At 60.3% G+C, this 22,704-nt stretch carries 20 protein-coding genes; 6 read left to right on the top strand and 14 right to left on the bottom strand.

The genetic code is table 11. The features are described 5' to 3' along the window. Positions 1–5: 5 nt before the first annotated feature. The 5 genes from QCE79_RS21140 to QCE79_RS21120 form a co-directional block, all read right to left on the bottom strand. Positions 6–704: an ABC transporter ATP-binding protein gene (locus QCE79_RS21140; RefSeq protein ID WP_404989395.1), complete on the bottom strand. Its 699-nt coding sequence runs from the start codon at positions 702–704 to the stop codon at positions 6–8. Next, complete coding sequence (locus QCE79_RS21135) at positions 704–1,471, bottom strand: ABC transporter ATP-binding protein (RefSeq protein WP_309847641.1); 768 nt, start codon at positions 1,469–1,471, stop codon at positions 704–706. The genes QCE79_RS21140 and QCE79_RS21135 overlap by 1 nt, the downstream gene beginning before the upstream one ends. After that, positions 1,468–2,466: a branched-chain amino acid ABC transporter permease gene (locus QCE79_RS21130; protein WP_309848254.1), complete on the bottom strand. Its 999-nt coding sequence runs from the start codon at positions 2,464–2,466 to the stop codon at positions 1,468–1,470. Before QCE79_RS21130 ends, QCE79_RS21135 begins: the two co-directional genes overlap by 4 nt. 23 nt (positions 2,467–2,489) lie before the next feature. After that, a complete protein-coding gene (locus QCE79_RS21125; RefSeq protein ID WP_309847638.1) occupies positions 2,490–3,350 on the bottom strand; it encodes a branched-chain amino acid ABC transporter permease in 861 nt (286 codons plus the stop codon). Positions 3,351–3,423: 73 nt separating this feature from the next. After that, entirely contained in the window at positions 3,424–4,632 is a 1,209-nt protein-coding gene (locus QCE79_RS21120) for an ABC transporter substrate-binding protein (RefSeq protein WP_250493982.1), read from the bottom strand. 179 nt (positions 4,633–4,811) lie between these two features. Between QCE79_RS21120 and QCE79_RS21115 the strand changes: the two genes are divergently transcribed. The 3 genes from QCE79_RS21115 to QCE79_RS21105 all read left to right on the top strand — a co-directional run bounded on the left by QCE79_RS21115 (position 4,812) and on the right by QCE79_RS21105 (position 8,557). Further along, positions 4,812–5,687: a FadR/GntR family transcriptional regulator gene (locus QCE79_RS21115; RefSeq protein ID WP_250467937.1), complete on the top strand. Its 876-nt coding sequence runs from the start codon at positions 4,812–4,814 to the stop codon at positions 5,685–5,687. Positions 5,688–5,844: 157 nt separating this feature from the next. Continuing rightward, a complete protein-coding gene (locus QCE79_RS21110) occupies positions 5,845–7,422 on the top strand; it encodes a sensor domain-containing diguanylate cyclase (RefSeq protein ID WP_244831264.1) in 1,578 nt (525 codons plus the stop codon). Between the two features lie 124 nt (positions 7,423–7,546). Next, the gene (locus QCE79_RS21105) at positions 7,547–8,557 is read left to right on the top strand and encodes an FUSC family protein (protein ID WP_309847633.1); all 1,011 of its coding nucleotides are present in this window, start codon (positions 7,547–7,549) and stop codon (positions 8,555–8,557) included. Here the strand turns inward: QCE79_RS21105 and QCE79_RS21100 are convergent. From QCE79_RS21100 to QCE79_RS21080, 5 genes are all read right to left on the bottom strand, one after another. Then, complete coding sequence (locus QCE79_RS21100) at positions 8,554–9,699, bottom strand: DSD1 family PLP-dependent enzyme (RefSeq protein ID WP_309847630.1); 1,146 nt, start codon at positions 9,697–9,699, stop codon at positions 8,554–8,556. The two genes, QCE79_RS21105 and QCE79_RS21100, sit on opposite strands and share 4 nt — an antisense overlap. Before the next feature lie 176 nt (positions 9,700–9,875). Beyond that, positions 9,876–11,165 carry an MFS transporter gene (locus QCE79_RS21095; protein ID WP_250510517.1) on the bottom strand — a complete coding sequence of 430 codons (1,290 nt, stop codon included), beginning with the start codon at positions 11,163–11,165 and terminating at the stop codon, positions 9,876–9,878. 283 nt (positions 11,166–11,448) lie between these two features. Next, positions 11,449–14,484, bottom strand: a complete 3,036-nt coding sequence (locus QCE79_RS21090; RefSeq protein ID WP_309847627.1) for an FAD-binding and (Fe-S)-binding domain-containing protein — start codon at positions 14,482–14,484, stop codon at positions 11,449–11,451. Positions 14,485–14,560: 76 nt separating this feature from the next. After that, positions 14,561–15,325, bottom strand: coding sequence for a 2-keto-4-pentenoate hydratase (locus tag QCE79_RS21085; RefSeq protein ID WP_309847625.1), 765 nt, complete (start codon positions 15,323–15,325; stop codon positions 14,561–14,563). Beyond that, positions 15,322–16,542: an alanine--glyoxylate aminotransferase family protein gene (locus tag QCE79_RS21080; RefSeq protein ID WP_244831258.1), complete on the bottom strand. Its 1,221-nt coding sequence runs from the start codon at positions 16,540–16,542 to the stop codon at positions 15,322–15,324. The genes QCE79_RS21085 and QCE79_RS21080 overlap by 4 nt, the downstream gene beginning before the upstream one ends. 163 nt (positions 16,543–16,705) lie before the next feature. On the opposite strand from QCE79_RS21080, the gene QCE79_RS21075 reads away from it, so the two are divergent. The 3 genes from QCE79_RS21075 to QCE79_RS21065 all read left to right on the top strand — a co-directional run bounded on the left by QCE79_RS21075 (position 16,706) and on the right by QCE79_RS21065 (position 18,972). After that, entirely contained in the window at positions 16,706–17,452 is a 747-nt protein-coding gene (locus QCE79_RS21075; protein WP_244831257.1) for a GntR family transcriptional regulator, read from the top strand. A gap of 119 nt (positions 17,453–17,571) precedes the next feature. Then, on the top strand, positions 17,572–17,940 hold the full coding sequence (locus QCE79_RS21070; RefSeq protein WP_244831256.1) for a hypothetical protein: 369 nt from the start codon (positions 17,572–17,574) through the stop codon (positions 17,938–17,940). Positions 17,941–18,048: 108 nt separating this feature from the next. Beyond that, the gene (locus QCE79_RS21065; RefSeq protein ID WP_309847619.1) at positions 18,049–18,972 is read left to right on the top strand and encodes an AlkA N-terminal domain-containing protein; all 924 of its coding nucleotides are present in this window, start codon (positions 18,049–18,051) and stop codon (positions 18,970–18,972) included. Between the two features lie 220 nt (positions 18,973–19,192). On the opposite strand, the gene QCE79_RS21060 is transcribed toward QCE79_RS21065, so the two are convergent. The 4 genes from QCE79_RS21060 to QCE79_RS21045 all read right to left on the bottom strand — a co-directional run bounded on the left by QCE79_RS21060 (position 19,193) and on the right by QCE79_RS21045 (position 22,569). After that, the gene (locus QCE79_RS21060; RefSeq protein WP_250493974.1) at positions 19,193–19,576 is read right to left on the bottom strand and encodes a response regulator transcription factor; all 384 of its coding nucleotides are present in this window, start codon (positions 19,574–19,576) and stop codon (positions 19,193–19,195) included. Positions 19,577–19,613: 37 nt separating this feature from the next. Next, positions 19,614–21,077, bottom strand: coding sequence for a winged helix-turn-helix domain-containing protein (locus QCE79_RS21055; protein ID WP_309847615.1), 1,464 nt, complete (start codon positions 21,075–21,077; stop codon positions 19,614–19,616). A gap of 54 nt (positions 21,078–21,131) precedes the next feature. After that, a complete protein-coding gene (locus QCE79_RS21050) occupies positions 21,132–21,551 on the bottom strand; it encodes a hypothetical protein (RefSeq protein ID WP_250493972.1) in 420 nt (139 codons plus the stop codon). 61 nt (positions 21,552–21,612) lie between these two features. After that, positions 21,613–22,569, bottom strand: coding sequence for an AraC family transcriptional regulator (locus tag QCE79_RS21045; RefSeq protein ID WP_309847612.1), 957 nt, complete (start codon positions 22,567–22,569; stop codon positions 21,613–21,615). Positions 22,570–22,704: the final 135 nt, after the last annotated feature.

Below are 22,704 nucleotides of genomic sequence, written 5' to 3'. Positions count from 1 at the left end.
TGCACTCAAACGACGCCGACACCTAGATAGCGGTCTTTAACGGAGTCGTCGGAAATGAAGACGTCGTTGCTGGCTTCGTACACGATACGGCCTTGCTCGATGATGTAATGTCGATCCGCAAGCTGAGTACAGACCTCGAGATTCTGTTCGACCAGCAGGATTGCCACGCCCGCTTCTCGAATCAGCTTGAGTTGCGCCACGATCTCTTCGACGATCACGGGTGCAAGGCCTTCCACGGGTTCATCGAGCATCAGAAGCCGCGGATGATTCATGAGCGCACGGCCGATCGCCAGCATCTGCTGCTCACCACCCGACAGTTGACCACCGCCATTCGTGCGGCGTTCCTTCAGACGAGGAAAGATGCGATAGATGTCCGTCAACTGCCAAGGCGATTGCTTACGGGCGCCAAGACGAAGATTCTCTTCCACTGAAAGCAGCTTGAAGATACCGCGATGCTCCGGAACAAAACATATCCCGCGCGCGGCAATCTTGTGCGGCTGCATTTTCGCTACTTCAATGCCTTTGAATTTCACACTGCCCTGTTGCGGGGTTACGACGCCGGCAATACTCTTTAACGTCGTCGACTTTCCCGCGCCATTGCGGCCAAGCAAAGTGACAGTCTCGCCGTCCCGAACGCTAAGCGTCACGCCTTGCAAGACGTGACTTTTCCCATAGTATCCGTGGATATTCTGTGCTTCGAGCATCAGGCACGGCCTCCGGTAATCATGTTGCCGAGATATGCGGTACGCACGCGCTCGTCGCCGCGAATATCGCCAGGCTTGCCTTCGACCAGTACCCGCCCCTGCTGCATGACCGTGATCGTGTCGGAGATATCCATCACGATATCCATGTTGTGCTCGATGAGAACGACGGTATAGTCGTCGCGCAAACTGCGGATCAGTTGCTTCATGTCGTCGAGATCGTCGATTCCCATCCCGGAAGTCGGCTCATCGAGAAAAATTGCCTTAGGACGAGCCGCGAGCGCCATGCCTACTTCAAGTCGCCGCTGCTGACCATGCGAAAGCGCGCTTGCGAACGTCGACGCGAAACGTTGCAAAGAAAGGCGCTCAAGCACGGCATCCACTGTCTCGCGATGCTCAAGCGCACCACGCGGCGGCGTCCACGCATTGAGCGCGCGCTTTGCGTCCACGCCTTGAGCCGCGAGGCGAAGATTTTCGCGCACGGTCAGATTGGCGAAGAGACTCGTTACCTGGAACGATCGCGCGATGCCACGCTTCACGCGCCGATGATCGGGCTCATGTGTGACATCGTGTCCGTCGAACATGATATTGCCTGCCGTGATGGGCACGGTGCCCGTGAGCACGTGGAATAGCGTTGTCTTGCCCGCGCCATTCGGACCGATGACCGAATGGACCGTATGGCTCGCTATACGCAAGTTCACCTCGGTCAAGGCGGCGAATTTCCCATAACGCTTGACGACATTCCTTGCTTCGAGAAGGGCCGTGCTCATGTTGCCTCTCCCTGATTGCGCCTGACGGCGCGCCAGACGCGTTCGCCAAGGCCCCACAAGCCACGCTGCATGAAAAGACTTACAGCGATCAACACGAGCCCAAGCAGGAGCAGCCAGCGCGGCCAAAGCGTGCTCAACCAATCAGCGAACAGCACATAGAAGGCCGCACCGAGAATCGATGAGAACAGATTGCCCGTACCGCCGATCACCGTCATCACGAGAATCATCTCGCTCGTGTGATAGTCGATGTTAGACAGCGGCGCGATACCGGTCATCATGGCGTGCAGCGCGCCCGCCAAACCCGTGACCGCACCGGAGATGACAAAGGCCGCGAGCTTGAAGCGCCTGACGTCGTACCCAACCGCGGCCGCTCGGGCTTCGTTGTCGCGAATAGCCAGCAATGTGCGACCGAATATCGAATGCGAGACACGCATCATCAGCCAGAATGCGAGCAAGAAAAGCACCGCCACGAACGCGTAATACTGCCAGGGTGAGGTTATCGAAAAGAGCGTCTTGCCGAAGATGGACAAAGCGGGACGGGGGATATCGAGAAGACCGTTGTCACCGCCAGTTAGATCGGGCGTCGTGTAGGCGAGAAAGTAAAACATCTGGCCGAATGCGAGCGTCAACATCACGAAATAGGCACCGCGCTGACGGATGGAAAACCATCCGACGATGGCTGCGGCAACCGCTCCGGCAAGCACCGCCCCTAATAAGGCGACGGGAGCCTGTAGACCGAATTTCGTCAGGATGAGACCCGCGCTATAGCTGCCTAGTCCAAAGAAAATGCCTTGTCCAAAAGAGAGCAACCCTGTGTGTCCCAGGAGCAGATTGCACCCCAAGGCCGCAAGCGCGCAGACAAGTACTTCGGTCGCAAGCGAACCCGAACGTATCGTCATGGGCAATATGCAAACGACCAATAAGGCAAGGAGCAAGAAGCGATAGCGATGAAGCGCTTGCCGGGGCGACGAGCTTTGCGGCGCGTCGACGTCCAGCGCGTTCGAATCCTGTTTGGAAATCAAACTGCCCTCCCGAGCAATCCATTCGGACGCAGCAATAGGACAGCGGCCATCGCGACATAGATCATGAGCCGCGCGCCTTCGGGCCATAACGTGCTCATCACGCTCTGAACAATACCGACCAACAAGCCGCCAACAAGCGCGCCAAGGAAATTACCCATGCCGCCCACCACGACAACCACGAAGGCCACGCCCAAAGCTTCGATACCCATGAATGGATCGACGCCGCGTATGGGTGCGGCAAGGACGCCTGCAAGCGCTGCCGTGCCCGCGCCGAGCGCGAACACGAGACTGAAGACCCGCGTCACATTGATACCGAGCAAGGACACCATCTCACTGGATTCACTGCCCGCGCGAACGGCGCTACCGAGCCGCGTGCCTTCGAGTACCCACCAGAGAATGGCCGCGAGCACAGCCGTGAATCCGATCACGAAAAGGCGGTATTTCGGATAGACGAAGCTGCCCCAGATCACGACGCCATTCAGCACATCCGGCACCGCTACGTTGTCGCCGAGCGGTCCCCATAGGATGATTGCGCACTCCTGCAGCACGAGTGCGAGGCCCACTGTCGCGAGAATATGAAACTCGTGCTGCTGCGCATAGACGTGCCGCAATACCATCTTTTCTACTATCCACGCAAGCACGCCTACTACAACCGGCACGACGATGAGCGCCATCCAGAAGCTCATTGACCACTGCATCGCCTGATAGCAAAAATACGCACCAAGAAGGTAGAACGCGCCGTGCGCGAAATTCACGAAGCGCAGGAGCCCGAATACGATCGACAAGCCGACCGCAAGCAGAAAATACAGCATCCCCACGCCGATGCCGTTCACGACCTGCAACAGATAAACGTTCATGGCCTTGGCTCAAAAGAGAAACGGCGCGAACGCGCTTCAGGCGCATTCGCTTCCAGCTTGTGCCTAAGCATTGTCAAGCCATCTTGCATTGCGTCTTGTCGAGCGGAAGGAACGATTGTCCTGAACTGACGATATCGGCGTAGTCGTCCTTGTCTTTCATCTTGCTCTTTGGCTTACCCTTGAGCAAATAATAATTCTTGAGCACCTGATGGTCGCCTGCGCGGATTTCCTCAGGGCCCGTCAGACCTGAATACTTCATTCCTTCCAGCGTCGCGATGACTTTCTTGGGGTCTGCCGTACCTGCCTTCACGATGCCGTCCAGCAAAATCTTGGTACAGATATACGATCCCGCAAGACTGTAGTTCGGGTTCGCCTTGAAGGCCGCATTGGCGCGCTTGACGAGATCCTGATTGAGCGGGGAATCAATTGCGTGCCAGTACTGCGCGCCGAAATACACCCCTTCGCAGATGTCCGGACCCAGCGCTTCGAACTGCTCCAGACCGGACGCCCAGGCCATGAGAATCGTGCAGTTGTTCTTCATGCCGAAGCTCACGGCTTGTCGCAACGTATCCGACGACTGTGAGCCAAAGTTCAGAATAAGCAGGACGTCCGGCTTGGCCGCGACAGCGTTGGTCAGATATCCGCTGAATTCTTTTTCGTTTAGCGAGTGATAGCTGTTGCCCACATGCTCGATGCCCTTTTCCTTGAAGATGGCTTTAGCAGCGGATAAAAGACCATCGCCAAAGACGTATTGTGGCGTGATGGTGTACCAACGCTTGGCCTTGGGGAACGTCTGAATGAGCGGTCGAACCGTCTGCTCTATTGCGCCGAAGGTCGGCACCGACCACCGAAACGTCGCGCTATTGCAGTCTTTCCCCGTGAGCTCGTCGGCGCCCGCCGTAGTGATGAAAACGCCGCCGGCCTTCTCCACTTCCTTACCCATTGCAAGCGCTTCGGACGAAAGAATGCCGCCTGCAAAATAGCGCGCGTTTTTCTGTTGGGCTATTTCCTGAACGCGACGCACCGCGGTCGCGGGCTTGCCTTCGGTATCGAGCGTGGTATATGCGAGCGGCTGACCGAGCACCTTGCCATACTGTTCGATCGCGAGCTTCATGCCGAGATCGGCGTATTTGCCGTTTGCCGCAAAGGGTCCGGACATCGGCACCGGGCAGGCAAACTGAATCGGCGAACCTTGAGCGAGCGCGCTGCGCGACATGAGCGCCTCAAACGATCCGGGAACGGCCGACAGCGCGGCCAGCTTCAACATATTTCGGCGATTCAAAATTGACGCTCCTTGAGAAGAAGACCTGCGCGGCCACCTTGCGTTTTTTTCGTGGTACGTTCATGCGTCGGTTTAGCTTCATCCTATTTATCATGATAAATAGAACGAATCCGATGCTAGGTACAATAAATTCGGGTGTCAATAAGGCAATATTCCGGGGTGTGTAAAGGAGCATCGATATGGTGATGGACCGTGCTAAGCGCGCCAGCGCGGCGGCCGGAGTCGACCCGACTCAACAGGAAGTCTCAAGGCAGCCGCTTGCCAAGCCCATCAAGCAGCCCAAGCGCGCAGACCTCGTCGCTGAGGAAATCAAACGGCTCATTACGGAAAAAGATCTCAAGCCGGGCGACAAGCTGCCGCGCGAAGTCGAGTTGCAGCAGTTGTTTTCCGTTAGCAAGAGCACGATTCGCGAAGCGCTCAAGTCTCTGGAAGTGCAAGGGCTTATCAAGGTCACGACCGGTCCTTCGGGCGGCGGCACCATCGTTGAAGTGCCGCTAGATAGAACCCTTCAGCTCTTGCAAAATTATTTGTTCTTTAAGGACGTAAGCATCGACGACATCTATACGGTGCGTCAGTTACTCGAACCCGAACTTGCTGCAGGGGCAGTGCCGCATTTGACGGAAGAGGATTTGGCCGCGCTCGAAGAAAATATAGCGAGTTGCGACGAACCCGCTTGCGCGCACGAGAGCCGGGATATTGTCAGGCAACGTCAGGAAGACGTGAATTTCCACGACATTCTCGCTGCGGCCAATCCCAATCCGTTCTTGCGGTTTAGCTGCGAGCTGATCAACGAGATGATCCGGCAACTGATCGAATTTCGAAACGATACACCGCAAGCGGAGCACGAACGTTTCGGCCGTGCAAACGTCAAGATTCACAAGGCCATCACCGAAGCAGCACGTGCGCGCGACGCTGAAAAAGTACGCGAACTGATGGTGATACACATGACGGAAGCGCCGCGCTACGTCAAACGCATGAAGGGCAAAATTCGCGGCAGGCTCATACTCGATTCAGAGATTCGCAAGCGCGTTATTAAGCGCGGCGGTAAAGCTTAAGCGAATTTCTTCTTCCGATTACAATCCTGTTGACGAGCGCGCCGCTCTCCAAGCGCGCATTTGAACCCTGTTTTTGTGGGGTTTTCGAAAGTTTCACGCTTGCAGCGTCGTGCTAATGGCGTCGCCTGAGCGAAGCGTGTCTCACGCGGAGAGATGAATGTCCCCGAGATTCGACGTCGTGCGCAAAACGGGCCGTGTGGTCCGGCGTCGGCTAGTCCGACGCAATAGCACCGCCACGATGCGCGTGGCAGATGCCTTCTCGCGCTTTCCCTTGCTTGCCGGCCTAATCGGCACGGCTATCGCTATTTCCATGGCGGTGCTTTCCTTTGCCGCGCTTTGGCAAGGCCGTGCGCAGGCGTTGCAGAACGCACATGAGGCGTCCGCCAATGTTGTTGCGACGCTCACTGCCGATATTTCACGCAATATCGAATCCATCGATCTTTCGTTGCGCACCATCGTAAGTGGAATGGAAAATCCGGCCGTGATGGCCTTGTCCGACGACTTGCGCAAGCTCGTCCTATTCGATGGCGCAACCGCAACGAATTACATAGGCGGCGCATTCGTGATGGACGGGCAAGGACGTATCGTAGTCGAGCGCGATGCATCCGTTCCTAACGAATTGCGCTTTAAAGACCGCGACTATTTCACGGCGCACGCAGCAAGAGCCGACGTCGGGCTCTATATTTCAAAGCCGTATCAATCGCGCTTGCGCAACGGCGCATATTCGCTCGCGCTAAGCCGCCGCATTAACGCACCGGATGGCTCGTTTGCGGGCGTGGCGGTGATCGCGCTCAATATCGACTATCTCAAGGCATTACTCTCGCGCGTCAATGTCGGCCGAGCGGGCTCCGTTTTCATCGTGCAGCCAGACGGCCTGATGCTTGCCCGCAAGCCTCCCTTGCCCGCTGGCGCCTCCAGCACCGTGGTTCGCTCGCCTACCTTTTCGTCGATGACGGATCAACTCAACGGCTCTTATATTTCGACTTCGCCCCTGGACGGCGTGCGCCGCATCTATACCTTTGCGCATGTGCCGGGCACGCAACTCATCGCAGCGGTCGCGCCTGCGGAAGATGATGTACTTCAAGGCTGGCGCGAACGCAGCACGATGATCGGCGGCCTGACTCTCATGTTCGGCGCTGGCTTCATCGTTCTGTCGTGGCTGCTTGCAATCTCGCTGCGTTCGCGCGCCATCGCTCAGGAAAAGTTGCAAAGGCTCGCAGGGACCGATTCACTCACCGGTCTCGCTAACCGGCGTGCGTTGGATCGCCGTCTCGACGAGGAATGGCGACGTGCGCGGCGCGCGGATCAGCCGCTTTCCGCATTGTTCGTCGATGTCGACCACTTCAAGCTCTACAACGACACCTACGGTCATGCGATGGGCGACGATGCGCTCGTCGCCGTGGCCGATTGCATACAGCATTCAGTCAAGCGACCGGGCGATATCGTCGCGCGCTACGGCGGTGAGGAATTCGTGATCGTGCTGCCTTCAGCGGCGGAGGAAGGCGCAGTGACTTTTGCTGAACGTCTTCGGATGATGGTCGAAGCGCTCGAGATTCCGAACAGCGGTTCGCCGAGAGGCTTCCTTACCGTGAGCATTGGCTGCGCGACGGCCCATCCGCGTCATAGCGATGACGCGCTCAAGTTGCTGAACAACGCGGATGCGGCGCTCTACCGTGCGAAACGCGCAGGCCGGAACCGGGCTGTCCACGAAAATAGCGCAGCGGGCGGCGGCTGACGCGCTCGAATCCTCTCTCGAGATCAATCGACCAGTCGCGCTCCATTGGCATAATGCATACAAAATATCGTCGTCCAGGGACCGCATGAACGCGTTGACCTTCATCCGTCGCGGACCTCGCGGCATGTTCAGCGTCCCCGAGGGGCGCCGGCTTGCACGTACGCTCCTGGGCTGCGCGATTAGTTACGGCGCCGCAAAACTGATCGCGCTTCCCGAAGGTTATTGGGCGCTCATCACCACGCTCGTCGTGGTCACTCAGCCCAGCCTCACGCAGGCGCTGGGAGCCGCGCGCGATCAGATCGTCGGCGCTTGCATCGGCGCGGTGGCGGGGGTGATCGGGCTCATCGCCATCGAGCATGGCGCCGCGCCGCTCGCCGTATTCGCGATCGAACTCGTGCCGCTCGCCGCGCTTGCTGCGGCGCGGCCCGCGTTGCGGCTTGCATGCATCACGCTTGTCATTGTCGTGCTGATTCCGACAGGCGGCGGGCCCTTGTTTCAGCGGCCGCTGCATCGCGTGCTGGAGATTCTCATCGGCGCGGCGTCCGCGTTCATCGTCGCGGCTATCTTGCCGAACCGCTCGCTTACGACCGCGCATCGCTGCGTGGCCGACACGCTGAGGTGTCTTGGCCAGTTAGTCGCCTTGCATCTTTCCGACGACGCAGACGACCATGAAGCCCGAGCGGCGCAGCTCGAAAAGAAGAGCGCTCAGGCGCAGCAAGCGCTCGACGATGCCCTCGAGGAAGCGGAGCGCGAGCACATCATCGTGCCCCTGCAAAGCCGCCGCGCGGATGCCATCGACAAGGCCGCGCCCTTTCTGCGGCGACTGCACAGCGACACCCTCTTTCTCGCCAAGGCAGTCTCGCGTGACCCGCAAGCGGCACGAAGCGATCATCTGCAAGAAAGCGCTGCCGCGCTGCAGACCCTCTTCGACAAGCTCGCGCAAGTGCTCGGCAACGTGCATCGGGATGACGCCGAACTCGACCACGTGCGTGCAACGTTGGAGTCGCTGAAGGACGCGTGCATGAGAAGCGAAGGCTCGCACGATGTCGCGCAGTTCGTCATCAAGCTGATCGTGTCGGATGTCGATGCGTTGATCTCGGCCATCTATCCCGCCGCGCCGTCCGCGCCGGCTTAGCGCGAAAGGCCGCGGGCATCCACCGGCCACAGGTCGACGACGCGATCACCGCGATAGCACACGTATTGATCGTAGAGGTTCACGGTGGGATCGCAATGGCCGGGCGGCAGAAGCAGACGCGCGCCGATAGCATCGCTTATGTTCACAGTCGTGCCGGCTTCCAGCATGCCGTGCTCGTCGTTGGCCGATGTGTATGCCAAAGCGGGTGCATCGTCCGATGCATGCAACCAACGCACGCTGCGCGGTAAGCCAGAATCGACCGCCAGCCCCTTCAGGCCGACATCGCAGACAGCCATGCCGGGCCGCGTCGCGCTCATGATGGTCGACAAAATGAATAATGCATGCCGCCAGCGAAGTGCGCCGTCCCAATCGAGGCGCCCATAATCCCCGTCGATGAAGAGGTAGGAACCGGGCTGCACTTCGGTATAGACGCCGCTGGCCGCGTCGAACTCGACTGTACCGGTGCCTCCGCCGGTCACGATGCCGCATGCGATTCCGCGCGCTTCGATGGCATGAACATAGGCTGCCGTGCGCTCGGCGGCGCGCTGCGCTTCTTCCTTGCGGGCGCTCCACTGCACAATGTGCTGAGCGCCGCCGTGGTATGCCTGAATGCCAGTGAAGCACAGCGCGGCTTGCGCATGAATCGCGTCGATGAGCGCGAGAAGGGCATCTTCATTGGTGACGCCGCACCGATGCTGGCCTGCATCGACTTCCGGCAGCACGTCGATCTCGACGCCCGCGCGTGCGGCGGCATCGCCGAGCGCTGCGACTTGCGGCAACGCGTCGACGCAAACGGAAAGCCGTACATGCGCGGCGAGTTCCACTGCCATCGCCAGTTTGTCGGCGCCCACGAATTCGTTGCTGATATGAATGCTTCGAACGCCCGCCGCCGCGAAGGGATAAGCCTCGGAGAGCTTCTGGCAGCATACGCCAACGGCACCCGCCTCGATCTGCTTGCGGGCAATGACGCTCGATTTATGCGCCTTCGCATGCGGTCGGAGCGCGACACCCTTCTGTTTTGCAAACGCCGCCATGGCGGCGAGATTGACGTCGAAAGCATCCAGGTCGAGAAGCAACGACGGCGTGGCAACGGCGTCGAGCGTATCGCCCGGACGGGCAGCGGGAGGAGGAGCGAACGTCATGCGGTGATCGGCCGGATTGGTAGACAAAATGCATGATAGCGCCCGACGGTGCTTTGCATATTGCATGCAAGCAGTACACACCCGCCTTCTGCCGCTTCGAAACATGCAAACGCGAAACCCGGCCACCGTGAATGCGCACGGCACCAGGTTTCACTTACAAGGTCGGCCCGGCGCGCTCAAACGTACTTTCGCGCCGGTGTTGTGCCCGGCTTCTCCTCGTCGACTTCGAGCGCTCGGTCCGGACGCATCGTGAACGAGAGGATGATGCCCGCCGCCATCAGAATCATCGACACGGTGAACGGCAGATTCCAGTTGCCGGTGCGGTCGATCAGCCAGCCGCCCACCACCGGACTGATGATCGCCGCGAGCGCCGAACCTGAATTCATAATGCCGGATGCAGTTCCCGAGTGCTTCGGCGCGATGTCCATCGGCACGGACCACATTGGACCGATCGTCATCTCATTGAAGAAGAAGCCGGCCGAGAGGCAGACCGCGGCAAGCGTGATCGAGATGTCGGACACAAGCATGATCGGCGCAAGCGAAAGAAGCGTGAGCAGCATGCAGACGCCGACCATCACGTTACGAGCCATGCGCACGTTGCCGCTCTTGCGAAGGATACGGTCCGTGAGAGAGCCGCCGAGCCAGTCGCCCAGCACGCCCGCAAAGAACACGCCTGACGCGAATAGCGCCGACTTGCCGAGTTGCATGTGATAGCTGTGCAGGAAGTATTGCGGAATCCAGCCAAGGAAGAGCCAGAGCACCCATCCATAGCAAAAGTAGACGGCGGTCACGGGTGCCATGCGGCCGAGCAGAATGCGCCACGGCACCGGCGAGCGCTGTTTCACGCCGGAATAGCTCGAAAGCGTCGCACACTCCCCTTCGGTGATACGCGGATGATCGCGCGGATTATCGCGGAAGTAGAAGACCCACACGAGCGCCCAGATGAAGCTGATGATCCCCGTGATGATGAACGCGCCGCGCCAGCTGGTCGCGACCATGAGCCACACGATCAATGGCGGCGCGACTGCATTACCAATGCGTGATGCTGCATGCGTAATACCTTGTGCAAACCCGCGCTGATCGGCCGGCATCCAGTTGGACATGGCACGCGTTGCGGTGGGAAAGGTCGCGCCTTCGCCGAGGCCGAGCAGCACGCGCGCGACGATCAGCGAAAGAAAGCCGCCGGACAAGCCGGTGAGCACTGTCGCTCCCGCCCAGATGATCGCGCAGAGCGTGAGCGTGCGGCGCGGACCGAAGCGGTCGCCCACCCATCCGCCGATGATCTGAAACACGAGATACGGATAGGCGAATGCCGAAAACACGAAGCCTACCTGCGTGTGCGACAAGCCCAGTTCGGCGCCGAACTGGCTTGCCGCGGTGCTTACATTGACACGGTCGATATAGGTGATGAAATACATCGCGCATAGCAGCAACAGCACGCGTGTGGTGGCTCGACGGAACATCATCGTCTCCTTGAGTAGTGGCGAGCGTGTCCGAGGCGTGTGGCACGATGCCAGATGCCCTTGAACGTGGCCTGCAAATCTGATCTCGGTACGTCTATGAACTGCTTCGATCGATGGCGAACGGATACGCCATGAGCGTGTTATTCCGTGCGGTCATGGAACCGTCGGATGCGTGGCTTACGCGGCGTTGTCATTGCGTGTCTCCTTTCGCGGGTCGTCGATGGCCCGTTGTCATGTTGTCGATGGTTCAACTCATATGCACGTCGTTTTGCGGGCTCAGGCGACCTCATGCAAGCGCATTGGCAAGCACCCGCGCCACGTGCAACGCTTCGGTCTGTGCACCATCCGCGATCTGATGACGGCAGCTCGTGCCATCCGCGACGATCACGGCATCGCGTGCATCTCTTGCCTTGCGTACCGCCGGCAGCGACAGTTCCGCCATCGCCTGCGAGGCTTCGTAATGCTCCGCTTCGTAACCGAAGCTGCCCGCCATGCCGCAGCATGACGATTCGATCGTCTTCACTTCCAGACCGGGAATCCACTTGAGCACGGTTTCGACCGGACGCACGGCATCGAATGCCTTTTGATGGCAATGGCCATGCAGCAACGCGCGACTGTGATCTAGCGGCTTGAGGTCGATATCGAGTCGTCCCGCAACGCGCTCGCGAACCAAAAATTCCTCGAAGAGAAAGGATGCCTCCGCGAGCTTGCGCGCGGCATCGCCGTAGCCGTAGCCGAGGAACTCGTCGCGCAGCGAGAGAAGACACGAAGGCTCGAGGCCGACAATTGCCACGCCGCGTTCGACATATGGCAGAAGCGTATCGAGCGTGCGCCGTGCTTCAGTCTTGGCTTCGTCGACGAGCCCGGCGGAAAGAAACGTCCGTCCGCAACACAACGGCCGTTCTCCCGCTTTCGTATTGAGATGAACCGTGTAGCCCGCCGCCTCGAGCACGCGCTGTGCGGCACGCGCATTGGCCGGCTCCATGTAGTTGTTGAAGGTATCGACGAAGAGCAAAACCTCCTTAGTTGCATTTGCAACTATTGTCGTCGACGCATCCGACAGAAAGGCTTTTTCAAAACGGGGAAATGCGCGTTGCGGCGCCAGGCCGAGTTTTGTCTTTAGCCAGCGCGCCAAGACCGGCATACGCGCTTCGATAGCGCCGCTCATGAACGGCCAGCGGCTTGCATAGGGCGCATAACGCGGCAGATAAGCGACAAGACGTTCACGCACGCTCACACCGTGACGTGCGGTGCGCGCAGCACGCGTTTCGATCTTGATGCGCGCCATATCGACGCCTGTCGGACAATCGCGTTTGCAGCCCTTGCACGACACGCACAGATCGAGCACGTCCTTCACGTCCTGACTCGCAAGGCCCTCTTCACCCAATTGTCCCGAGAGCGCGAGACGCAAAGTGTTGGCACGTCCACGCGTGACATGTTGCTCGTCTTTCGTAATGCGATAGCTCGGGCACATGGTTCCCGCATCGAACTTGCGGCAATGGCCATTGTTATTGCACATCTCGACTGCCTTGGCCAGTCCGTTCGAAAGATCATTGCCAGAGCCCGGCGCACCCTCCAGGCCTGTCAACGGATCACGCGTCACGTTCCAAGCCGACCAGTCGAGTTGCGGCTCGAATGCACGTTCACGATACGACGGCGGAAAGCGGAAATTCACCGTATCGTCCATTTTCGGGGGCGCCACGATTCGGTCCGGGCTCAGGCGATTGTCCGGATCGAAGAGCTGCTTGATCTCGCGAAACGCCTCGTTGGTGCGCGGCCCATATTGCCACGCAACCCATTCACCACGGCATAGTCCATCGCCGTGCTCGCCCGAGAATGCGCCTTTGTATTCGCGCACCATCGCAGCGGCTTCTTCGGCGATAGCTCGCATCTTTGATCCGCCATCGCGACGCATATCGAGGATCGGACGCACATGCAACGTGCCGACGCTCGCGTGGGCATACCAAGTGCCTTCGGTGCCATGCTTTCTGAAGACATCGGTAAGACGGCTCGTGTATTGCGCCAGATGTTCGAGCGGCACCGCGCAGTCTTCGATAAAGGACACGGGCTTGCCATCGCCCTTCATGCTCATCATGATGTTGAGGCCGGCCTTACGCACTTCCCACAGCGCTTTCTGCGGGCCGGCGTCGGGCATCTGCACGACCGAATCGGGCAGGCCGAGATCGCTCATCAGATCGACAAGGCTTGCAAGTTTCGTCACTTGTTCAGCGCGATCGGCGCCCGCGAACTCGACCAGCAAGACTGCTTCCGGCTCACCCACCAGCGCCTTTTCGATGACAGGGCGAAACGCCTGATTCGACATTGCTAGATCGATCATGGTGCGATCGACCAGTTCCACGGCAACAGGTCCGAGCTTGACGATGTGTTGCGTCATCTCCATTGCATCGTAGAAGCTCGGAAAGTTCACCACGCCAAGCGTCTTGTGTTCGGGCAAAGGCGCGAGCTTCAACGTAAGTTGCCGGCTAAAGGCAAGCGTGCCTTCCGATCCCACCAGCAGGTTCGCCAGATTCGGCTCGCCGTCTTCGCTGAAGGGCAACGGGCTTTGGCAATCGAACAGATCGAGGTTATAACCAGCCACGCGGCGCAGAACCTTGGGTATGCGTTCACGCATCTCATCGCGTTCGCGCAATGCAACGTCGCGCACGCTTTCTACGAGCTCACGCATGCGGGCATCGAGCTTCATTGCCGAGAGCTTACCGAAGCTGCCCTCGTATCCGTCAGCAAGAATCGCGTCGATGGCGAGCACGTTATGCACCATGATGCCGTATGCCATGGAGCGCGAACCGCACGAGTTATTGCCCGCCATGCCACCGATCGTGCATTGCGCGCTCGTCGAGACATCGACAGGAAACCACAAGCCATGCGGCTTGAGCCATGCATTCAAGTGATCGAGCACGACGCCCGGCTCGACTGTCACCGTTCGAGCGTCCTTGTCGAAGTGCACGATGTTGTTGAGCCACTTGCTCGTGTCGATGACGAGCGCCTCGCCTATCGTCTGACCGCACTGACTCGTCCCGGCGCCGCGCGCGAGCACGCTTGCCTTTGCCTCGCGCGCGATCTCCAAAGCAAGCCGCAAGTCTTCCTGATCCCTCGGCACGACCACACCTTGCGGCATGATCTGATAGATCGACGCGTCGGTTGCATAGCGTCCACGCGACGCGCGATCGAACAGTACATCACCCTTCAGCTCGCGTTGCAGACGCATCTGCAAAGGGGTCGGCGCCGCTGCGCGACCGGCGCGCGCGGACGCTGGCATCAGATGGATCGGCTTGACGAGTCGGTCTGTGGGGGTATTGAGCATCGTCGCTATCGGTTAGTGCTGGAGGCCTGCTTGGGCTTTTGCATGCTGAATGCTTTATGCCGGCACACCGCATGCATCATTCGAAATGCAGTTCGACGGTAGGCAGGCCGTCGATCGAGCCCACGGCGTGGCCCGCCCCATCCCGGAAGGCAAGTCCGGTGTAAGAGCCCGCCGTGATCACCGTGCCCGCGGCGAACGCGATGCCATGCGAGACCGCGTGATTGACCGTCCACGCAAGCAGACGACGCGGATCGCCCGCCGGGTTCGCCGGTGGGCCTTCGAAGAGCGGCTTGCCGTCGAATTCGAAGCTCATCGTCGGGGCGACGAACGGGAACGCTTCGTCGTAAGGCTCGCCCGCGCCGACGAGTAGCGCGCCGTGATTCTGCAGATCCGCGAGTTGCCACGGCTTCTCGACGTCGGGCCACGCAGCGAAGCGACTCGCCACCACTTCGATCGCCGCATGCACGGAACCGATCGCGCCGATGATTTCGGTATCGCTATACGGTCCGCTGCCTGCCTCGAATGCGCGATTGAATACAAAAGCCACTTCGAGTTCGAGCCCTGCTCGTCCGAAAGCCGACATCGATAGCCGCGCGCCCGAGGCATGCACGCCATCGGCCGGGAGCAACGCAGCCTGGATCGGACCATCGGGCGTCTTCGCGCCGACCTTCCACCCGCCGACGCTCGCGCCGAGTGCATGCAAAGTCGCCTTTTGCGCGGCGTAGGCTTCTTCCGCGTTCGATGGCCGCGCGTCTTCCGGCAATGCTTCGAGTTTCGCGCGATGCGCACGCGCTTCCACGAAGAGCCGCGCGAGCGCGTCGGCGTCGAAGGCCGCGCTCATGCCGCCGCCTTGAGTTCGGGTTTCGCGACGTGGCTCGTCAGATAGTCCATCGCCGCGGCCACGCCGCTCCCTTCGAGTTTGATGCCCGCGAGCTTCAGTCCCATCTCGCAGCCGGTGAGCGCGGCCATCAACGTGAGATCGTTGCAATCGCCCAGATGCCCGATGCGGAACATGCGGCCCTTCACCTTGCCGAGACCCGTGCCCAGCGACATATCGAAGTGCTCGTAGATGAGCTTGCGTACCGCATCCGCATCGACACCTTCGGGCGTCATCACACCGGTCAGCACCGGCGAATACACGGACGAATCCGCGCACTGGATTTCGAGCCCCCACGCGGTGACTGCCGCACGGCAGGCGGCCGCGAGCCGCTGATGGCGCGCGAACACGTTGTCGAGCCCTTCGCCGAGAATCATGTCGAGCGCTTCGGACAGGCCGTACAGCAGGTTGGTGTTCGGCGTGTAGGGCCAGTAGCCCTGTTTGTTCATTTCGATGATCTCTTTCCAGTCCCAGAAAGCACGCGGCAGCTTCGCCTCTTTCGATGCCTCGATCGCCTTCTGCGACACCGCGTTGAAGCTGATTCCCGGCGGCAGCATCAAGCCCTTCTGCGAGCCGGACACGGTCACGTCCACGCCCCATTCGTCATGACGATAGTCGGCGGATGCGAGACCGGAGATCGTGTCGACCATCAGAAGCGCCGGGTGGCCAGCCGCGTCGATGGCGCGCCGCACCGCCGCGATGTCCGAGGTCACGCCCGTGGACGTCTCGTTGTGAACGACGCATACCGCCTTGATCGTGCGCTGCTTGTCTTCGGCAAGGCGCGCTTCGATCATGTCGGCCTGCACGCCGCGGCGCCAGCCCTCGATGCCGGGCAAGCCCAGAAACTCCGGCTTCAGTCCGAGGTTGACCGCCATCTTTTGCCATAGGGTCGCGAAGTGGCCGGTTTCGTACATGAGGACCGTGTCGCCGGGGCTGAGCGTATTGGCGAGCGCCGCTTCCCATGCACCGGTGCCGGAAGCCGGATAAATCACCACCGGCTGGCTCGTCTTAAAGATTTTCTTGATGCCATCGAGCACCTTCAGGCCGAGTGCACCGAACTCCGGCCCGCGATGGTCGATGGTCGGATAACTCATCGCACGCAAAATGCGATCGGGCACCGGGCTGGGTCCCGGAATCTGCAGGAAGTGACGGCCAGCGGGGTGGTAATCGAGTTTCAGCATGGATGCGCATCCTCTTAAATTGAATTTTGCATGCAAAATACTGTAGCGCAGCGATGCGGCCGCGGAAAGGCTTAAATAGGCCAAATGACCTAGGGATAACCCGCTGGAGGTTTTTTCCGGCGAGCTAGGGTTAAAATTGCCGCAAACGAATTCGAGGTATTGAATGCAAAATCGCGACTTGCCTGACGCCAGTCTTTCGCCGCTCCTACAGAAGGTCGAGCGCATGCGTTTGCACGACACGGTGGTGGATCACTTACGGGAATTCATCGTGGAAGGCCTGCTTGCGCCGGGCGTGAAGCTAAACGAGCGCAAGCTTTGCGAGACGCTCGGCATTTCGCGCACGCCCTTGCGTGAAGCGCTGAAGGTGCTGGCCGCGGAAGGGTTGATCGAGATATCGCCGAACAGGGGTGCATCGGTCTCGCAGATGAGCGAACTCGAAATCCGCGAGATGTTCGAACTGATGAGCGGACTGGAGGCGTTCTCCGGCGAACTGGCTTGCGAGCGAATCACGCCGCAGGAGATCGCGGACATCAAGGCGCTTCACGCGGTCATGCTGGAATGCCGCGCGCGCAATGATTTGTCGGGCTATTACAGCCGGAATCAGGCTATTCACGACAAGATCAATGAAGCCGCGCGCAACACGGCGCTACGGCAAACCTACGTGTCGATCAACCGGCGCTTGCAGGCCATGCGCTTTCGATCGAACTTCCAGACGCCCAAGTGGGATAGCGCGATACGAGAGCACGAAGAGATGATCGAAGCGCTGGAAACGCGCGATGGCAGGCGCATGTCGACCATTCTTCGTCATCACCTGCTCGGCAAACGCGATGCCGTTCTCGCCGAGCGCACGTTGACCACGGTGAAGGCGCCGGTTGCCAGGAAGCGGACGCACACCGGTGACGCTGGCTGAAAACGCCATACTCAAGCGCATCGAACGCTGCGTTCCCCCGCGCACAGTTCGATCGGCCGAATCCTCGCAAGCTTCGCTACGATTCGCGCCAATGGCCGAAGAGCCTGACATCGGGGGACATGTTGAACACAATAAGAGGTACATGCCTGGCGCTTGGGGCGGCGCTCGTCGTTGGCGGCTTCACGCTCTATTACGACGATCAGGACGTGAGCGTCGCGCAAGCCGATACGGACCGCGCAACGGTCGATTGCCTCACGCAGCAGCTCACGCATGATGAGAAGGTCAGCATTGCCCGCCTGACCGTCGATCACGATAACGCGAACATGCGTCGCGTCTACACCGATGTTCTGTCGCGCTGCGTACTACGCGCCGATCAGTGGGACCGGCGCTCGCAACTCGTCGCGAGCGCGCGTCAAACTCTCGCCTACGATACCGAGTTCCGGCGCATGCTCAGCGAAAGCACGATGCGCATTGCACAGCGACCCTGACATCGCCTTCTCGAAGCACGACGTTGGTCGAACGACATAGGCCGCCAGGCGATGGAGTAACATCGGCAGCCATTGCGCGGCAATCGCATGCATCATTCGGCATTCAGAATGCAATCCACATCTCACGGCAATTCGACGACGATCGAGTTGCCCTTCAAGCGGCCCTTCGACTGGACTCGCCTGCTCGCCTTCATAGGCGGCCGGGCGGCGGCGGGCGTCGAGTCGGTGGAAGGCGGCGTTTATCGACGCGCGATCGAATGGCATGGCGATGAAGGCACCGTCGAAGTCAGGCCGCATGAGCGCAAACATCGCCTTGTCGTGACCGTCGACGGCAATGCGCAGCGGCATGCCGATGAACTTGCCGAACCGCTCGCTCGTATGTTCGATCTGCATGCCGATCCCCGCCGGATTGCAAGCGTGTTGTCACGCGACCCGTTGTTGGCGCCGCTACTCGATGCCTCGCCGGGGCTACGCGTGCCGGGCGCATGGTCCGGGTTCGAGTTGGTGGTCAGAACCATCGTGGGCCAGCAAGTGAGCGTGAAAGGCGCTTCGACGATCATGGGACGAATCGTGCAGCGCGCGGGACGAATGATCGATGGGCATTCGCACGAGGCCACTGCCTGGCGGTTCCCGACGCCCGCCGAGCTTGCCGCCGCGGACCTGGATAAGATCGGCATGCCCACGAAACGTGTCGAAGCCGTGCAGCGGTTTGCGAATGCGGTGTCAACAGGCGCGTTGCCGCTCGACGAACCGGACGCTGATGCCGAGGCGTTGAAGCGCGATCTGCTGGCGCTGCCGGGTATCGGTCCGTGGACAGTCGGTTATGTCGCGATGCGCGCCCTGCGCGATCCAGACGCATGGCCCGATGCCGATCTCGTGTTGATGCAGGCCATCGCGCGGCGCAATCCGGCCCTGCTCAAGCCCGCGCAGCAACGAGCGCATATCGAGCGTTGGCGGCCTTGGCGCGCTTATGCCGCAGTACATCTGTGGAATGGAGTGGCGATGGAGACTGGGGCAGCGCGAGGCGGGTAGATCGAATACCAGACGAATGTATGCGGTCGACTGCATGCAATGCCACCGGCCAAACGAAGCTCCAGGGAACCTGAATTTCGCCAAGCCACCAGACGCCATCAGGTTTGAACAAGATCGCATTCGGTCGATTGAATACCACGCAAAGGCATACGGTCGACTGCATGCAAAAGTCGCGTGCGAGCCAGATTTCAAGAAACTGATCCGCCTTCGACCGAAAGGCTTAAGCCCCTGCCGCACCCCTTCTTCCCGCAGCAATCGCAAGCTCGATCGAAACCAGCAACCCCTCTTCATCGAAAGGCTTGCGCAGAAAACCCACCGCGCCACGCTGCATGGCTCGCTGAACCGTATCGTCGTCACCGTGCGCGGACATGAACACCACCGGAATGTCCCGATGCTCGGCGTTCAATCGACGTTGCACATCGAGCCCCTGCATCCCTCGCATTTTGATATCGAGCAGAACGCACATGGCATCGTCGACGGCCGACGATGCAAGGAACTCCTCGCCCGACGAGAACATCGCGGTCGCGTAGCCAACGGCCTTGAGCAAATTGCCGACGCCGCGTCTTACCGAGGCGTCGTCATCGACGATGCAGACAAAGCTCATGTATGCCAATGCTCCCGTGGCTCGCGTCGCGGCAGATTCATCGGGAAGCGGCCGATACCAACACGAGCCTGCCGCCGCGCGCCGCAGCACCTAGCGTTCGCATGCGCGGCTCAGTGCGTGCAGACGTCACGACGCTAGCATCGTCGGACTCGCCCGACTTGCGCAACGCATAGTCGCGCGTCGTCTCCAGCAGGAAATAGTCACGAGTCGTGCTGTCGAACGAAGTCATCAGAAGACACTTCGAGGCGAGGCCGACGATCGCCTCCATGACCTCGTTTCGCGATAACCATTCGCACGCGGCGACTGTACAAGCCTCATCCAGCGAAAAGCGGTCGGGGAATACGGCGAGCCGTCGCAGCACTACGCGTTCGGCCGCGCCGAGCAGTTTGTAGCTCCAGTCGAGCGAAGCGGCCAAGGTCTGCTGCCGAGGCGGCGCAGTCCTGCGCCCGCCCGTCAGCGACTGGAACCGATCATCGAGTTCCGCGGCCAGCCTGCGTATGCCGAACACAGCCGCCCGCGCCGCGGCGAGTTCGAGTGCCAACGGAATGCCGTCGAGCCGGCGGCAGATCGTCGCGAGCATGTCGAGACTGCCGCGGTCCCGTTCGACCGACACATTTAGCGCGCTCATCTGCGCGAGAAACATCCGCACCGAGGCGCTGGCGAGAATCGCTTGCGAGGTGGACTCGACATCGGGCATGTCGAGCGGCGCGACCCGGTAGCACTTTTCGTCGTGCGTGCGCAGTGGCTCACGGCTCGTCGCCAAAATTCGCAGCGCCGCGCATGCTTCCACGAGTTGTTGGGCGAGCGACGCGGCTGCCTCGATTACATGCTCGCAGTTGTCCAGCAACAGCAGTATCTTGCGGCTCTGAAGAACCGTGATGAGCGCTTTGATCGAACCATCGCTCATGGAACGGTCGATGCCAAGTGCTTCGGCGATGGTGTCCGCGACCATGCGCGCATCGTTCACGGCCGCGAGCGAGACGAAGCACACATCGATCTGTGCGTTAGCCGCAATCGAACGCGCCGCCGCGATGCCAAGCTGCGTCTTGCCAATACCGCCCGAGCCCAGCAACGTGACGAGATGCGCTTCCTGCAAGGCACCGACGATCTCCGCAAGCGCGCTCTCGCGTCCGATCAAAGCCGCGCGATGATGCGGCAGGGCATCGAGATGCATCGCTTTCGGATCAATTGAATCGGCAGGCGCAGACACGTCGACCGCATTCGCCAGCCGATAACCTCGACCGGACACGGTATGGATAGCCTGACCGTCAGCGCCGAGGACACGCCTGAGCGTCGAAAGCTGCACATGGATGTTGTTCTCGCCGACCACCGATTTCGGCCACACGTGGCGCAGAATCTCATCCTTCGTAACCGTTTTGCCATTTGCGCGAATCAGCAATTCGAGGATGTCGAACGCGCGCGAGCCGACCTCGAGCAGTCGCCCATCCAGACGCGCCTCGCGAATTTCCAGCGACACTACGATTCGACCGATCTTGATCATGCCGCACTCACGCCTGGTTGAATAACGGAACCGCCACGTTGCGCGCATGCGCGATCAATCCTCGTACGGACGAGCATCCGCGGATACGAGACACACGAAGGCGCTCGCCTTCAGCACGCATTCCACCGAAGACAGCAAAAACAGCAGCGGCGATACGCGGAACTCGACCGGCAGCCCGAATGACATTGCCATCAGACCGATCGTGCAGAGCAACGCATAGACGATGCGCGCGACGCGGCTGCCGGTCAGCACGAACCCGACGAGCGCCAGCCACAAGAGTTTGCCGACGATGCATGCAAGCGCATCGCGCGCCGAGAGACTGATCCATAACTCGAACGGCAACTCGACGAGCGCCCATAGACCGGTCGCGAGAATCAAGCGGCGCGTCCACGCCCCAAGCGCGATGCGGCCGCTCAAGAACGTATCGGCAGAACTGGCTCGTCGTGAGGAGACTGGATCGTCGAGAAAGCGCATGACAGTGGTTCCTTGGCGGACTTCCGCGCGTAACGACGCGGCCTTTATCGAACAACACGCATTACCCGGCGACGTTCGTCTTCGTCTTCCAGCAGTACGGGGTATCGCCGACCATTCGCTTGAATACGGTCGTGAAGTGAGCCTGCGAGCGGAAGCCGCAACTCAGGGCGACATCGAGCATGTTTTGCTTCGACTCGCGCAGCAGGCGCTGCGCGTATTCCACGCGGCGGCGCAGGAGAAACTCGTGCGGCGGCATGCCCGTCGCGCGGCGAAACTGCGAGGCGAAATGCATGCGCGTGAGCCCTGTGCTGCCGGCGATATCCGCGAGGCCGATCGAATCGGCGAGATGGGCATCGATAAATTCGATCGCGCGATTGAGCCGCCACGCGGGCAAGGCGCTGGCCTCGCGCTTTTGCCGGTCGGCCAGCGTGAAGTGCCGTGCAACCAGGCGCGACACGATGGCGAAGCTGACGCTATCGGTGAACACCTTGCCCACCGCCGCGTCCTCCGATTGCGATACCGCGAGCGCCTGTCCGAGCCGTTCCAGCGCGGGGTCGCGCACGAGCTTGGGGTCGTCGATACGAATATCGCCTGCATGCGGCCGCCCGAACATGTCCTCGAAGCATTCGCTCAAGACCTGTTGCCCGACGAAAAGATGCAGCACGTCGGCAGGCGACTCGAACACGGCGCTGCAGCGCACGTCGGGCGCCGTGATCTGCACGGCCCCGGCGGCGACGCGTCCGCGCACGAGCGTCTTGCCTGCATGAGAGAACGTGAGTGACGTGCACTTGAGACTCAGTGCAATGCAATGATGCGTCGCGCTCTCGACACTCGCGACTTCCACCGGCGACTTGTCGTTGCAGGTCCATCGCGAGAGGAGAATGCCGCCGCGCGGACGGCTGCTGGCAGCGTCGTCGGGAGGTGTGCGCCATGCATGTTCCATTCCGATTCCGTTCGCCCGGCTCTTCTGCGCGACCTCGATTACGGGGTCGGGATACGACATCGACGAAATGGTCATGACCGGTCATCCAGTGAAGTTGTTTGAGCGACTTTGCATGGACTCCACGGTATCGCACGGCAATTCGTACAGCCAGTCGTACGTTGGGGTGGCTTGAATGACCGATGGTTGGTTCAGATCATACGGAGGTTTAGT

This window comes from Caballeronia sp. LZ003 (genome assembly GCF_031451465.1).
Lineage (GTDB): Bacteria > Pseudomonadota > Gammaproteobacteria > Burkholderiales > Burkholderiaceae > Caballeronia.
Note: the sequence above shows the minus strand (reverse complement) of the source record. Positions and strands in the feature narration are given on the sequence as shown.